The 12,719-nt window shown below is 73.6% G+C and carries 11 protein-coding genes; 5 read left to right on the plus strand and 6 right to left on the minus strand.

Annotated elements, in window-relative coordinates; all coding sequences use genetic code 11:
• The first annotated feature begins 253 nt into the window (after positions 1-253).
• The gene (gene treZ, locus B9S57_RS33200) at positions 254-2,014 is read left to right on the plus strand and encodes a malto-oligosyltrehalose trehalohydrolase (protein WP_103760873.1); all 1,761 of its coding nucleotides are present in this window, start codon (positions 254-256) and stop codon (positions 2,012-2,014) included.
• 39 nt (positions 2,015-2,053) lie between these two features.
• Here treZ and B9S57_RS33205 read toward each other — a convergent pair whose 3' ends face one another.
• Together B9S57_RS33205 and B9S57_RS33210 are read right to left on the minus strand one after the other, a co-directional pair.
• Positions 2,054-3,184: a M24 family metallopeptidase gene (locus B9S57_RS33205; protein ID WP_103760874.1), complete on the minus strand. Its 1,131-nt coding sequence runs from the start codon at positions 3,182-3,184 to the stop codon at positions 2,054-2,056.
• 83 nt (positions 3,185-3,267) lie between these two features.
• Complete coding sequence (locus B9S57_RS33210; RefSeq protein WP_103760875.1) at positions 3,268-3,900, minus strand: nucleoside/nucleotide kinase family protein; 633 nt, start codon at positions 3,898-3,900, stop codon at positions 3,268-3,270.
• An 84-nt stretch (positions 3,901-3,984) separates the two neighbouring features.
• On the opposite strand from B9S57_RS33210, the gene B9S57_RS33215 reads away from it, so the two are divergent.
• Both B9S57_RS33215 and B9S57_RS33220 read left to right on the plus strand, forming a co-directional pair.
• A complete protein-coding gene (locus B9S57_RS33215; protein WP_103760876.1) occupies positions 3,985-4,371 on the plus strand; it encodes a VOC family protein in 387 nt (128 codons plus the stop codon).
• Between the two features lie 40 nt (positions 4,372-4,411).
• Positions 4,412-4,963: a hypothetical protein gene (locus B9S57_RS33220; protein ID WP_146057834.1), complete on the plus strand. Its 552-nt coding sequence runs from the start codon at positions 4,412-4,414 to the stop codon at positions 4,961-4,963.
• 27 nt (positions 4,964-4,990) lie between these two features.
• Here the strand turns inward: B9S57_RS33220 and B9S57_RS33225 are convergent, their stop codons facing one another.
• From B9S57_RS33225 to B9S57_RS33240, 4 genes are all read right to left on the minus strand, one after another.
• The gene (locus B9S57_RS33225) at positions 4,991-5,896 is read right to left on the minus strand and encodes a LysR family transcriptional regulator (protein ID WP_103760878.1); all 906 of its coding nucleotides are present in this window, start codon (positions 5,894-5,896) and stop codon (positions 4,991-4,993) included.
• Positions 5,897-5,924: 28 nt separating this feature from the next.
• The gene (locus B9S57_RS33230) at positions 5,925-7,118 is read right to left on the minus strand and encodes a glycine C-acetyltransferase (RefSeq protein ID WP_103760879.1); all 1,194 of its coding nucleotides are present in this window, start codon (positions 7,116-7,118) and stop codon (positions 5,925-5,927) included.
• A gap of 42 nt (positions 7,119-7,160) precedes the next feature.
• Positions 7,161-8,189 (minus strand): L-threonine 3-dehydrogenase, encoded by a 1,029-nt coding sequence (gene tdh, locus B9S57_RS33235; protein ID WP_103760880.1) that lies wholly within the window; start codon positions 8,187-8,189, stop codon positions 7,161-7,163.
• A 313-nt stretch (positions 8,190-8,502) separates the two neighbouring features.
• A complete protein-coding gene (locus B9S57_RS33240) occupies positions 8,503-9,339 on the minus strand; it encodes an alpha/beta fold hydrolase (RefSeq protein ID WP_103760881.1) in 837 nt (278 codons plus the stop codon).
• Between the two features lie 196 nt (positions 9,340-9,535).
• Here B9S57_RS33240 and B9S57_RS33245 point away from each other — a divergent pair, with 196 nt between their 5' ends.
• Both B9S57_RS33245 and B9S57_RS33250 read left to right on the plus strand, forming a co-directional pair.
• The gene (locus B9S57_RS33245) at positions 9,536-11,950 is read left to right on the plus strand and encodes a GTPase-associated protein 1-related protein (protein WP_103760882.1); all 2,415 of its coding nucleotides are present in this window, start codon (positions 9,536-9,538) and stop codon (positions 11,948-11,950) included.
• A gap of 217 nt (positions 11,951-12,167) precedes the next feature.
• Positions 12,168-12,644, plus strand: a complete 477-nt coding sequence (locus B9S57_RS33250) for a hypothetical protein (protein WP_103760883.1) — start codon at positions 12,168-12,170, stop codon at positions 12,642-12,644.
• Positions 12,645-12,719: the final 75 nt, after the last annotated feature.

The following is a 12,719-nucleotide window of genomic DNA, read 5'->3' on the forward strand; positions in this document are numbered from 1 at the left end:
CGAATCGCAGCCCGTTGCCCTGCTCCGCAGGAGCTTCGTTTCCTCCCCGGCCTGAAGGCCGGGGTATCCACGAAGGAGTCCCGATGACTGCCCGGGTTCCCCGCGAATGAGCAGAACGCGGCAGGGCAATGATCAGGACCAGACCTTAATCGCCAGTTGTGTGCTCGCTCCAGTGCCCCGGGACCGTGCGTGCGAATTCCGCCGATCATGGGGCCTCCGGCGAGGCATCACGTTCATGGACGAGGAGTGCTGAATGCAGTTCGAGGTGTGGGCCCCCGAGTCGGGTTCGGCCGTGCTCCGCACGGCGGGCGGTGACGTCCCGATGGAGCGCGACCCGGGTCGTGCGGGCTGGTGGACGGCGGAGGCCGGGGCGGCGGACGGCGACCGCTACGGCTTCTCGCTCGACGGCGGCCCCGTCCTGCCCGACCCCCGCTCCCGCCGCCAGCCCGAAGGGCCCGACGGCGAGAGCGCCGTCGTCGACCACGACGCGTACGCCTGGCGCACCACCTGGGCGGGGCGCGGGCTGCCCGGCGCCGTCCTGTACGAGCTGCATGTCGGTACGTTCACGGAGGCGGGCACCTTCGACGCCGCGGCCGAGCGGCTCGCCCACCTGGTGGACCTCGGCGTCACCCATGTGGAGCTGATGCCCGTCTGTCCTTTCCCGGGCACGCACGGGTGGGGGTACGAGGGTGTGTCCCTCTGGGCGGTGCACGAGCCGTACGGCGGCCCGGAGGGGCTCAAGCGCTTCGTCGACACGGCGCACGGTCTGGGACTCGCGGTCCTCCTGGACGTGGTCCACAACCACCTGGGCCCCTCGGGGAACTACCTCCCGGCCTTCGGCCCGTACTTCACTGACACGCATCACACCCCCTGGGGCTCGGCCGTGAACCTCGACGCGCCCGGGTCCGACGAGGTGCGTGCCTATCTGCTGGGCAGTGCGCTGGCCTGGCTGCGGGACTACCGGCTGGACGGTCTGCGCCTGGACGCCGTCCACGCCCTGGCCGACGGCCGGGCGCTCACCTTCCTGGAGGAGCTCTCCACCGCCGTCGACGCCCTGGCCGCGGAGCTCGGCCGGCCACTCGGGCTCGTCGCGGAGTCCGACCTCTGCGACCCGAGGACGACCACCCCGCGCACGGAGGGCGGCATCGGGCTCCACGCCCAGTGGAACGACGACTTCCACCACGCCCTGCACACCGCGCTCACCGGGGAGTCCCAGGGCTACTACGCGGACTTCGCGGGTGCCCCGCTGGGCGCCCTCACCAAGGCGGTCACCAAGGCGTTCTTCCACAACGGCACGTACTCCAGCTTCCGGGGCCGCGCGCACGGCCGGCCCGTCGACGCCACCCGGACACCGGCCCACCGCTTCGTCGGCTACGCCCAGACGCACGACCAGATCGGCAACCGCGCCCTCGGTGACCGGCTGGCCGTCTCGCTCTCCACCGGACTCCAGGCGTGCGCGGCGGCGCTTGTGCTCACCGGGCCCTTCACCCCGATGCTCTTCATGGGCGAGGAGTGGGGTGCCCGCACCCCGTGGCAGTTCTTCACCGACCACACCGACCCGGAACTCGCCGTCGCCGTACGCGACGGCAGGCGGCGGGAGTTCGGAGCGCACGGCTGGGCGGAGGAGGACATCCCCGATCCGCAGGACCCGGCCACCCGGGCCCGCTCCTGCCTCGACTGGAGCGAGCCGGAGCGCGAGCCGCACGCCCGCCTGCACGCCTGGTACCGCGAGCTGATCGCCCTGCGCCGCGCGCTCCCCGACCTGTCCGATCCGGACCTGGCCTCCGTGAGGACGGCGTACGACGAGGAGGCCCGCTGGATCGCCTACCGGCGCGGCGATCTTCGGATCGCGGTCAACCTCTCCGGGAAGCCCGCCGCCATCCCGCTGGGCGCCGGCCGCCACCGGGCGGGCGGGGGGCGGGTCCTGGCGGCCTGGGAGCCCGTCGGGGCCCCGGGCCCCGACGGGGTCCTGCACCTGCCGCCGGAGTCGTGCGTGGTACTGGCCGACGACTGACAGCGTGCCCGGCGCGGGCGGTGGTCGGTGCTTCGCCCTCTACTCGACGACCGCCAGTTCGCGGGCCGTGGTGTTCAGCCGCCTGCCCCCGTTCTCCGTGACGGTGACGATGTCCTCGATGCGGACGCCGAAGCGGCCGGGGAGGTAGATGCCCGGCTCGACGGAGAAGCACATCCCTGGGACCAGCTGCTGCTCCTCGCCCTCGATCATGTAGGGCGGTTCATGGGTGGTGACGCCGATGCCGTGGCCGGTTCGGTGGATGAAGCGTTCGCCGTAGCCGAATTCGGTGATGACCGCACGGGCAGCCCGGTCGATGTCCTGGCAGGCCACGCCGGGCCGCACCGCCCGGAAGCCGGCCTCCTGGGCCTCCCGTACCACGTCGTGGACCCGCTGCTCCTCGGCGGTGGGTTCGCCGACATGGACCGTGCGGGAGGTGTCGGAGCCGTAGCCGTGCATCAGCCCGCCGAAGTCCAGGACGACCATGTCGCCCCGCTCGATGGTGCGGTCCCCCGCCTCGTGGTGAGGGTTGGCGCCGTTCGGCCCGGATCCCACCACGGTGAAGTCGACCTGGGAATGCCCGTGTTCGACGAGGAGGGCGGCCAGGTCCGCGGCCACGTCGCTCTCGCGGCGGCCGGAGAAGCGGACCCGCAGGATCTCCTCGTAGGTCGCGTCGGCCGCGGCACCCGCGGCGGTGAGGCGCTCCAGCTCGGCCGCGTCCTTGACCGCGCGCAGCATCGGCAGCGCTTCGGTGAGCGAGGCGTAGGAGGTGTCGGGGAGGAGCGCGTGCAGCGCAAGGAGGTGCAGCGCCCAGGCGTTGTCGCTGATCCCGAACCGGCCCTTCGCGTCCAGCAGGCCGGCGGCCAGGGTGTACGGGTTCGCCGCGTCGGTCCAGTCCCGCAGGGTCAGGGCCGGGGCACCGGCCGCGCGTTCCGCGTCCGCCGCCTCCAGTGCCGGGACGACGAGGACGGGGTCGTGGCCCGCCCTCAGGACGAGCAGGGTGAGGCGCTCGGTGTCGGCGGTCGGCCGGTAGCCGGTGAGGTGGACCATGTCGGGGCCCGGTGCGACGAGGACGCCGGTCAGACCCGCCGCATCGGCGGAATCGGCCGCGCGGATCATCCGGGCCCGGTAGTCCTCGGCGGTGAACGGGACGGGCTGGTCGGAGCTGGGCATGAGTACCTCCTGGCGGGGCGACGCGGCATTCAGCATCCTGCCCGTCCGCCGGGGCGGACGCGAGCGGATTCGGGGCGCGCCGGTCACGGGCCCCCGAGCCGTACGACCAGGTCGGCCCGGCCGCGGTGCCGCTCGACCAGCCGGGCGTTTCGTTCGTCGGACCCCGCCACCCAGCGCTCGGCGTACGGGCGGGACTTGCCGAACCGCACGTGCCGCTCCACGAGTCCGCGCACCCGCGGCTCCTGATCGGCGTCCAGGAACCACGCCTCGTCCAGCAGCTCACGCACCGGCGCCCAGGGCCCCTCGTCCAGCAGCAGGTAGTTGCCCTCGGTCACGACGAGCGGGACGTCCGGGGGAACGCACACCGCGCCGGCGACCGGTTCCTCCAGCGCCCGGTCGAAGGCGGGCGCGTAGACCGGGTCCTGGCCTTCGGGCCGGCGCAGCCGCCGCAGCAGTGCCGCGTACCCGGCGGCGTCGAAGGTGTCGGGCGCCCCTTTGCGGTCCGCCCGCCCGAGGCGTTCCAGCTCCGCCCCCGCCAGGTGGAAGCCGTCCATCGGTACGAGCACCGCGCGCCCTTCGAGCCCTTCGGTGATCCGTGCCGCCAGCGTGGATTTCCCGGCGCCGGGAGCACCCGCGATCCCGAGGATGCGCCGGCGGCCGCCCGCGGCGAGGCGGCGGGCGCGTTCCGTCAGCGCGGCGAGATCACTCGTGTCCATGGCGGGCATTGTCCCCGCGTGTGCCGGGTCCGCGTTAGTGTTACGTATAACTCCACCCATCGCCCCCGACGACGAGGACCCCCCATGCCCCACATCGCCCTGGTCACCCTGGTCGTCCGCGACTACGACGAGGCCCTCTCCTTCTACACCGGCGCCCTCGGCTTCGAGCTGGTGGAGGACACGGACCGGGGCGACGGCTCCCGCTGGGTGGTCGTACGGCCCCGGGGCTCCTCGGGTTCCGGGCTGCTGCTGGCGCGCGCCGGAGACGGGGAACAGGGCGAGCGGGTGGGCACGCAGACGGGCGGCCGGGTCGGCTTCTTCCTGCACACGGAGGACTTCGCGGGCGACCATGCCCGGATGCTGGCCGCGGGGGTGCGCTTCCTGGAGGAACCCCGGCACGAGGTCTACGGCTCCGTCGCGGTGTTCGAGGACCTCTACGGCAACCGGTGGGACCTGCTGCAGCCGGCGTGATCCCTTCCCGGGCGGGTGACGGTCGGAGATGATGCACACCATGACCACGGAGAAGGCGGCACCGTCCTACGAGGTGCGGTACGGATGGGATCTCAGGACCACGGCGATCGTGGCGGCGGCAGCGGTGTTCACCGCGGGACTGGCGGCACTCGATGTCTCCGTGGTGCTGCGTGTCCTCGGCATCGCGCTGTTCGGCGGCGGCGGGCTCCTGATGGCCGTCAACGCGCTCAGCCGCAAGGTGGCGTTCCGAGTCGACGGGGAGGGGATACTGCTCGGCGGCTCCCCGGCCCGGTACGCGGCGACGACGGCCCAGGTCCCGTGGGAGGACATCGCCGCCGTCGTCCTGTGGCGGCAGGGCACGGCCGCGGGGATGCCCTGGGTGGGTGTCGCCCGCCGTCCGGGCGCGGGCCCGCTGCCGGGCCCCGGGCAGGGCGAGGCCGCCCACGCGGTCGTGGGGGCACTGGTGCCCCATGTCCCCGCCGATGTGACCCTGGCGTCGCGGGCGATGACCGGCTGGCGCCTCGACCGGGACCGGCTGACCGCGGCCGTCGCCCGCTTCGCCCCTGGCACCCCGGTCGTCGACGCCGACTGACGCGGCGCCACCGCCCGTTCCCGGGCGTCAGACCGGTCCGGCAGCCGCGGCCAGCGCGTCCAGGACCGGCTTGATCAGCGGATGCCCCTCGGCTCCCTGCCGTACGGCGGCGAAGACCCGCCGGGTGGGGGCGGCGCCCTCCACCGGACGCACGACGACCCGGCCGAGCTCCGTGTCGCGCAGCGCCGAGCGGGGCACCAGCGCCACTCCGGCGCCCGCGCCGGCCAGCGCGACCACGGCGTGGAAGTCGTCCGACGAGTGCTCCAGGCGGGGCTCGAAGCCGGCGTACTCGCAGGCCAGGACCACCACGTCGTGGCAGGGGTTGCCGGGGTACGGCCCGATCCACGCGTCCTCGGCCAGGTCGGCGACGGACACATGGTCCTGCCCGGCGAGACGGTGGCCGACCGGCAGCACCGCGTCGAAGGGTTCGGAGTAGAGCGGCATCCGGGTCAGTCTGCGGTCGTCGACCCCGGGCGCGCCCCGGTATTCGACGGCGACCGCCACGTCGACCTGCCGGTCGAGCACCATCGGCACGCTCGCGTCGCCCTCGGCGTCCTGCACCCGCACCCGGATCCCGGGTGCGGTGCGGGTCAGTTCGGCGATCGCGGGGGCGAGGACGAGCCCGATGCCCGTGGCGAACGCGGCGACGGTGACCGTCCCCGCGACGCCCGCGCTGTACTCCGCGAGCTCCGCCTCGGCCCGCTCCAGCTGGGCGAGGACGGCGTTCGCGTGGGTCAGCAGGATCTCCCCCGCCGCGGTCAGCCGGGCGCCCCGCGCCCCGCGCTCCACCAGCCGGTGGCCGGTCTCCTGCTCCAGGGCCGCGAGCTGCTGGGAGACCGCGGAGGGCGTGAGGAAGAGCGCGGCGGCGGCCGCGGTCACCGTGCGGTGGTCGGCCACCGCACGGAGGATACGCAGCCGCCGTGCATCGATCATGCGCTCATTGTCCCTGGTCGCGCCGGGTTCACGCCTCCAGGACGGCCCGCGCGTCGACGAACGCGTCCACGGCGCGGTCGACGTCCTCGGTGGAGTGGGCGGCCGAGAGCTGGACGCGGATGCGCGCGGCCCCCTGCGGGACGACGGGGTAGGAGAACCCGATCACGTACACACCGCGCTCCAGGAGCAGCTCCGCCATCCGTCCCGCCTCCGCCGCGTCCCCGATCATCACGGGGGCGATGGCGTGGTCGCCGGGCAGGATGTCGAAACCTTCCGCGGTCATCCGGGAGCGGAAGAGTGCGGTGTTGGCGTTGAGCCGCTCGCGCAGGTCGCCCGCGGACTCCAGCAGGTCGATGACCTTGAGGGAGGCGGCGGCGATGACCGGGGCGAGCGAGTTGGAGAAGAGGTAGGGGCGCGAGCGCTGGCGGAGCAGCGCGACGATCTCGGCCCGTGCGGCGACGTAGCCGCCGGAGGCGCCGCCCAGGGCCTTGCCGAGCGTTCCGGTGATGATGTCGACGCGGTCCATGACGCCGTGCAGCTCGGGGGTGCCGCGGCCGCCGGGGCCGACGAAACCGACGGCGTGCGAGTCGTCGACCATGACCATGGCGCCGTAGCGGTCGGCGAGGTCGCAGATCTCCGCCAGCGGGGCGACGTAGCCGTCCATGGAGAACACGCCGTCGGTGACGACCAGGCGGCGCCGGGCCCCGGAGGCCTCCTTGAGCTGCTGCTCCAGGTCGGCCATGTCGCGGTTGGCGTAGCGGAAGCGCTTCGCCTTGGAGAGGCGGATGCCGTCGATGATCGAGGCGTGGTTGAGGGCGTCGGAGATCACCGCGTCCTCGGGGCCGAGCAGGGTCTCGAAGACTCCTCCGTTGGCGTCGAAGCAGGAGGAGTAGAGGATCGTGTCCTCCTGGCCGAGGAAGGAGGAGAGCCGCTGCTCCAGCTCCTTGTGGACCTCCTGGGTGCCGCAGATGAAGCGGACGGACGCGAGCCCGTAGCCCCAGCGGTCCAGTGCCTCGTGGGCGGCGGCGACGACCTCGGGGTGGTCGGCGAGGCCCAGGTAGTTGTTGGCGCAGAAGTTGAGCACCTCACCCGCGCGGCCCCCGGCGGTCACGGCGACGGTCGCGGACTGCGGGGTACCGATGACGCGCTCGGGCTTCTGGAGCCCGGCGTCGCGGATCTCGTCGAGGGTGGTGCGCAGGTCGTCGCGTACGGAGTCGAACATGAAGGATGTCTCCCGAGTGGATGCGGATGCGTACGAGGAGGTTCAGGCGGCCCAGTCGAGAAGGACCTTGCCACCCCGACCGCTCGCGGCGTCGTCGAATGCGGCTTCGAAGTCGCGGAAGCCGTACCGGCCGGTGATCACCGGGGCGAGATCGAGCCCGCCCTCCAGGAGCACGGACATGGCGTACCAGGTCTCGTACATCTCGCGGCCGTAGATGCCCTTGATGGTGAGCATCGAGGTGACGACCCGGGACCAGTCCACGGGGAATTCGGCGGAGGGCAGTCCCAGCATCGCGATCCGGCCGCCGTGCGTCATGTTCGCGATCATGTCGCGCATGGCCTCGGGGCGGCCGGACATCTCCAGGCCGATGTCGAAGCCCTCGCGCAGCCCGAGGAGGCGCTGGCCGTCGGCGACGGTGGCCTCGCCGACGTTCAGGGCGAGGTTCACCCCGACCTTGCGGGCCAGTTCGAGCCGGGCTTCGCTGACGTCGGTGATGACGACGTTGCGGGCTCCGGCGTGGCGGGCGACGGCGGCGGCCATGATGCCGATCGGGCCCGCGCCGGTGATCAGCACGTCCTCGCCGACCAGCGGGAAGGAGAGCGCGGTGTGCACGGCGTTGCCGAACGGGTCGAAGATCGCGGCGACGTCGAGGTCGACCTTGTCCCGGTGCACCCAGACGTTCGACGCGGGCAGGGCCAGGTACTCGGCGAACGCCCCGTCGCGGCCGACGCCGAGCCCGAGGGTGGAGCGGCACAGGTGCCGGCGCCCGGCGAGACAGTTGCGGCACTTCCCGCAGACGAGGTGCCCCTCGCCGCTCACCAGGTCGCCCACCTTGATGTCGACGACGTCCGCGCCGATCCCGGCGACCTCGCCGACGAACTCGTGGCCCAGGACGAGCGGCGTGCGCACGGCCTGCTGCGCCCATCCGTCGTAGTCACGGATGTGCAGGTCGGTTCCGCAGATACCGGTACGCAGCACCTTGATCAGCACGTCGCCGGGGCCGGTCTCCGGCTCCGGCACATCCATCAGCCAGAGTCCCGGCTCGGCCTTGTGCTTCACGAGTGCCTTCACAGCTGCGGCTCCCTGTACCTGGTACGTGCGGATGACCGGGCCGAGGGCATGCCTGAGGCGGCCTTCGGCCCGGGGGTGGCGGGGGAGACGGCGGACGGGGAAGGGCCCTGCGCCCTCTCCCCGCTCACTGCCGTCCCCAAGAAATGTGCCGTACCCGGGCGCTCAGGTCCATCGAGGATTTCTTAAGCGCCGCCGTAGATCCGCTTCAGGCCCCGGGCCGGGGCCTGAAGCGGGACCCGGCCCGGGGCAGGTGACGGGGCTCCGTCGCCCTGTGGATGCTGACCCGGGGCGAGGGTTTCCCGGTCCGGCCCCGTCAGGACAGCGGCACGAATGCCCTGATCGCCTCGCTCAGCCGATGCGGCTGGTCCTCGGGGATGAGGGTGAGGCTGTCGGCGATCGTGACCAGCCGGCCCTGGGGCAGCATGTCCGCCAGCCTCCGGCCGTGGTCGGGCGGCATGACCTTGTCCTCGGTCGCCCACACCACGAGTGCCGGACGGTCGAAGGTGCGCAACGCGTCGGCCCACCGCAGGAGTTCGTCCCGGGGCGGGACCCCGAGCACGTACGCACGCAGGTCGCGCCGGATCGCGGCAGAGGTCCACAACGGCCGGAACCACTCGTCCATCACCTCGTGCGGGACGGGCCGCTTGCTCATCCACCCCCAGGTCACCGGCAGCCTGCGCATCGACCTCAGCTTCAGCAGGGAGAAGGCGAGCCGCAGACCGCCGGGCACCTTCGCGGAGGCGAGGAGGTTGCGGCCGGGCAGGCCGGGCGGGAAGTTGTCGAAGGCCTCGCAGGACGTGATCACCAGCCGTCCGATCCGCTGGTCCCGCCCGTCCGCGACGAGCGCCTGTGCCCCGCCCCAGTCGTTCATCACCAGCGTGACGTCCCGCAGGTCCAGTGCCTCCAGGAACTCGGCCACCAGGTGGGCGACCCCGGGGACCGTCAGATCGGCGTCCGGCCGCATGGGCCTGCGGTGGGCCCCCAGCGGCAGCGTGGGCACGACGCACCTGAAGTCGGAGCGCAGGTCCGCGACCACATGACGCCAGAGCGAACCGTTCATCGCCACCCCGTGGAGCAGGACCAGCACGGGCCCGTCGCCGCCCGTGTCCTCGTACTCCAACACGCCTGCGGAAAGCGTCACCTCGGTCATGGGGACAACCTAGGGCCTCCTCCTGCCGCGCGCGGCCCAACAGGGCGTCAGGGCTTGATAGCGTCGCCCGCACGACTGCGGAAAGCTCCCCGCCGGGGTCGTCGCTCCGCCGGGCCGGGCCGCACCGACAGGGCGGCGAGCGGCGGCCGGTGCGCGTGACGGGGACGCACGTGGCAGGGACGATGAGGGCCTACGCATGAGCCTCCCGCAGTTGCACTACACCTCCGTCACGTCCGGGGACGGGGAGCCCGCCGGCCGGTTCACCGCCGTCGACCCCGCGATACCCGGGCCGGTGCGCGCGGAGGCCGCACCGCTCCTGGCGTACGACGCTCCGGAGGGCACCCCCGAACGGCTCCCCGACTCCCGGCTCCGCGCGCTGCCCGTGGCGTTCGGATTCGTCGTGCTCTCCGACGGCAGCCATCTGATGAGCCGTACGGTGGCCACGGGCGAGGGCGGATTCCACGCCCACGCCGTGCACCTGCCACCGGGGATACCGATACCCGGGCGGGTGCTCCCGGTCGCCGCGTGGGGAGCGGCCGGATGGCTCTCCGCGACCCCGGACCGGGTGCTGCCCGACCCCCTGACCTCGATGTCCACCGCGCAGGGCCCCTCCCGCGGGCTCACCCGTGAGAGCCTCGGCGACTTCGCCGTGTCGCGCGGCCCGTGGCTCGCCGCCGTGCTGAGCGACCTGCGCCGGGTGAGCGAGGACCCTTCCGCGCCGCCGGTCGTGCTCGTGGAGCGGCAGAGCGCGGATGTGGCCCGATGGGTCGCCCTGGCGACCGCCGTACTGCCCCGCGAGCATGCCGAGCGGCTGACCTTCACCACGTACACCCGGCACCCGGGGCTCACCGCGCACCAGGTCGTCGGGGTGCTGCCCGAGGACGCGCCCGACTCCCGTGACCCCCGCTTCCGGGTGCACGCCGCCTCCGGTCCCCGCCCTTCCGGGGCGGTGGACGACGCCTGGGCCGGCACCGCCGCCCGGATCTGGCGCAGCCGGGCCCCCGAGCTCTTCCGGGAGGCCGCGGAGCTTCCGGGAGAGCCCTTCGCGGCGGGCCCGCTCGCCGTGACCGCGCTCGGCGCGGGCATCGCGCTCGGCTCCGACGAGCGCGCTGCTGCCGCGAGTTGGGCGGCCGAGCGGCCGTACGCGCTGGACGAGAAGGGCATCCGGCAGCTGACCGACGCGCTGACCGCGCCCACGGACGACCGTACGGCCGCGGAGTGCGCGGCGGCGCTCCGGCTGCTGACGGCGCTCGACGGCCGCAGCCCCGCCGCCGTCACCGCGCCGCTGGCCGCGCTGCTGGTGACGCAGGCGGTGCGCGGCGGGGACGTGACCCTGGAGCCGCCGGCGCGTTCGGCGTTCGAGGAGCCAGCCGGGGAGCGGGCACTCGCCGCGCTGGTCGAGGAGCTCGGCGACGAGCTGCTGGCCGAGCTCGCCGCCGGTGTACCGCGGGGTGTCGCGCGGACCGTGCAGCTGCTGCGGATCGTGCGTCTCCTCGGCGTCGAGTGCGCGGAGCTGCTCCCCGACGTCGTGGGACGGCTGGCCCGCGCGCTGCTCGAGGACCCCGAGGCGGGCGCGTGCCGCGCCCTGATGGAGCTGATGGACGAGCAGTTCGACGTCCGTACGGCGCTGCTGGGGGAGCTGGACCGGCTGGCGCCGGACCATCCCGCGGACGCGGAACAGCTGCTGACCCGGGTGGCCCTGCCCTTCACCGGGACCCAGGCCCTGCCGCATCTGCGGATGTGCGCCGAGGCACCGGGCGCGAAGGCGCGGGGCACCGACCGGGTGGGGACCCTGCACGCGGTGCTGCGCGCGGCGGGCATGTCCCCGTTCGCCGAGCCCCTGGTCCTGAGGACGGCGGTCGGGCTGGTGTGGGGCGAGGACACCCCGACGGCGGTCGAGGCCCGGGCGCTGCTCGGAGAGACCACGTCGGACGCCCATCGGACGGCCGGCACCTGGAAGTACCTGGTCGCCGCGGCGCTCGCCGCCCCCTGCGGCGACGAGGACGCCCCCGAGCTCGCCCACGACCTGCTGCGCGGCTTCCCGCAGGAGATCGGGGCCCGGGTACGGGCGTGCCTGATGCTCCTGGACTTCGCACGGGACTTCGGTGCCGGTGCGCCCGAACCCGGCTGGGCGGACCGCGTCCGTGAACTGCGCGCCCGCGCCGAGCCCGTGGAGCCCCTGGTCCTGGAGCACGCCTACGGCGCCCTGGCAGAGGGGCTCCTCGCCCCGGACCGTCCGGAGGCGGAGCTGTACGCCTTCGTGCACAGCGGGGACGAGGACCTGATCGCGGCCTACGGCAGGGCTGCCCGCCGCGCCCCGGTCGTGGCCCTGCTGCGGGCGGATCCCGCGTACGTGGCGGACTGCTTCACGGTGTGGAACGCCCACCCGCACGCGGGCGGCGACTGGACGCGGACCCGCACGGCGCTGCTGGAGGAGGTGCTGCGCCCCGCCGTGCGCGGCCTGTCCGCCGAGGACCTGGCGGCGGCGGAAGAGGCGGTGGAACGCGAGGGGAACAGCCGCACCCTGGACGCCTTCCGTACCTGGAACCGGCAGCCCCGCTCCATCGGCCGCCTGGGCAGACGCATCGTGGGTCGGGTGCGCCGGGGGTGACCTGGGCAAGCCCACGGCGTCCTGTCCGGCCCGAAGAAGCGGTTCGCCGCCTTCACCGAGACACCTTCGCCGGGAGGGACCGAAGCGCCGTTGACCAGGCCCCCCCGGGGGGGCTGTCGCCGGCGTGTGCGTGGGGACGCGCGAGGGCGGGTACCGTTGAGAGCTCTGATCTCGTGTGCCTCCTGGTGGGCTGCGTGACACCCCAGGAGGAGACGGCATGACGACGAACCGCGGACGCAAGGACGTGATCCGGGACCGGATGGCGGCGACCGGCGAGTCGTACAACGTCGCCGCGCGGAATCTGAAGGCGATGAAGGACATGGGCGCCACCCGTGACGCCCTGCTCGTGCAGCGGTGGACCCCCGCGGAGTCGCTGGACGTGCCGTGTCCGTGCGGCGGTACGTGCGAGCCCGGCGAGAAGTGCGATCACTGCCACGCCCGGCACCGGCACGTGAAGCGCTACCCGGGCAGTGTCACGGACGTGGAGGTCTGGGCCGACCGCTACGAGTGCACGGGCTGCTCGGCCTCGTACACGCTGACCGTCCACCTGGCGGGGCGCCCCTGGGGTGTGGCCGAGACCGTGGTACAGGGCGGCGCGGCGGAGGAGGTCGTGCGGGCCCGGGTGTTCCCCGGGGTGGCGCACCCGCTCCTGCGGGCCGAGGCGACCGCGGAGTCCGCGTCCGACGAGGACTGACTGCTCCATTCTTCGCCCGGGGCACGTCGGGCGGGGGACGGATGAAGGCCGACAAGGTGGCGGACGGCAGCGGGG

The sequence above is a fragment of the Streptomyces sp. SM10 genome (genome assembly GCF_002910915.1).
Classification (GTDB): domain Bacteria; phylum Actinomycetota; class Actinomycetes; order Streptomycetales; family Streptomycetaceae; genus Streptomyces.

What these genes read in the sequence shown, in the direction of transcription:
- treZ (WP_103760873.1), top strand. Translation starts at nt 254, where the DNA reads ATGCAGTTCGAGGTGTGGGCCCCCGAGTCGGGTTCGGCCGTGCTCCGC.
- B9S57_RS33205 (WP_103760874.1), bottom strand. Translation starts at nt 3,184, where the DNA reads ATGCCCAGCTCCGACCAGCCCGTCCCGTTCACCGCCGAGGACTACCGG.
- B9S57_RS33210 (WP_103760875.1), bottom strand. Translation starts at nt 3,900, where the DNA reads ATGGACACGAGTGATCTCGCCGCGCTGACGGAACGCGCCCGCCGCCTC.
- B9S57_RS33215 (WP_103760876.1), top strand. Translation starts at nt 3,985, where the DNA reads ATGCCCCACATCGCCCTGGTCACCCTGGTCGTCCGCGACTACGACGAG.
- B9S57_RS33220 (WP_146057834.1), top strand. Translation starts at nt 4,412, where the DNA reads ATGACCACGGAGAAGGCGGCACCGTCCTACGAGGTGCGGTACGGATGG.
- B9S57_RS33225 (WP_103760878.1), bottom strand. Translation starts at nt 5,896, where the DNA reads ATGATCGATGCACGGCGGCTGCGTATCCTCCGTGCGGTGGCCGACCAC.
- B9S57_RS33230 (WP_103760879.1), bottom strand. Translation starts at nt 7,118, where the DNA reads ATGTTCGACTCCGTACGCGACGACCTGCGCACCACCCTCGACGAGATC.
- B9S57_RS33240 (WP_103760881.1), bottom strand. Translation starts at nt 9,339, where the DNA reads ATGACCGAGGTGACGCTTTCCGCAGGCGTGTTGGAGTACGAGGACACG.
- B9S57_RS33245 (WP_103760882.1), top strand. Translation starts at nt 9,536, where the DNA reads ATGAGCCTCCCGCAGTTGCACTACACCTCCGTCACGTCCGGGGACGGG.
- B9S57_RS33250 (WP_103760883.1), top strand. Translation starts at nt 12,168, where the DNA reads ATGACGACGAACCGCGGACGCAAGGACGTGATCCGGGACCGGATGGCG.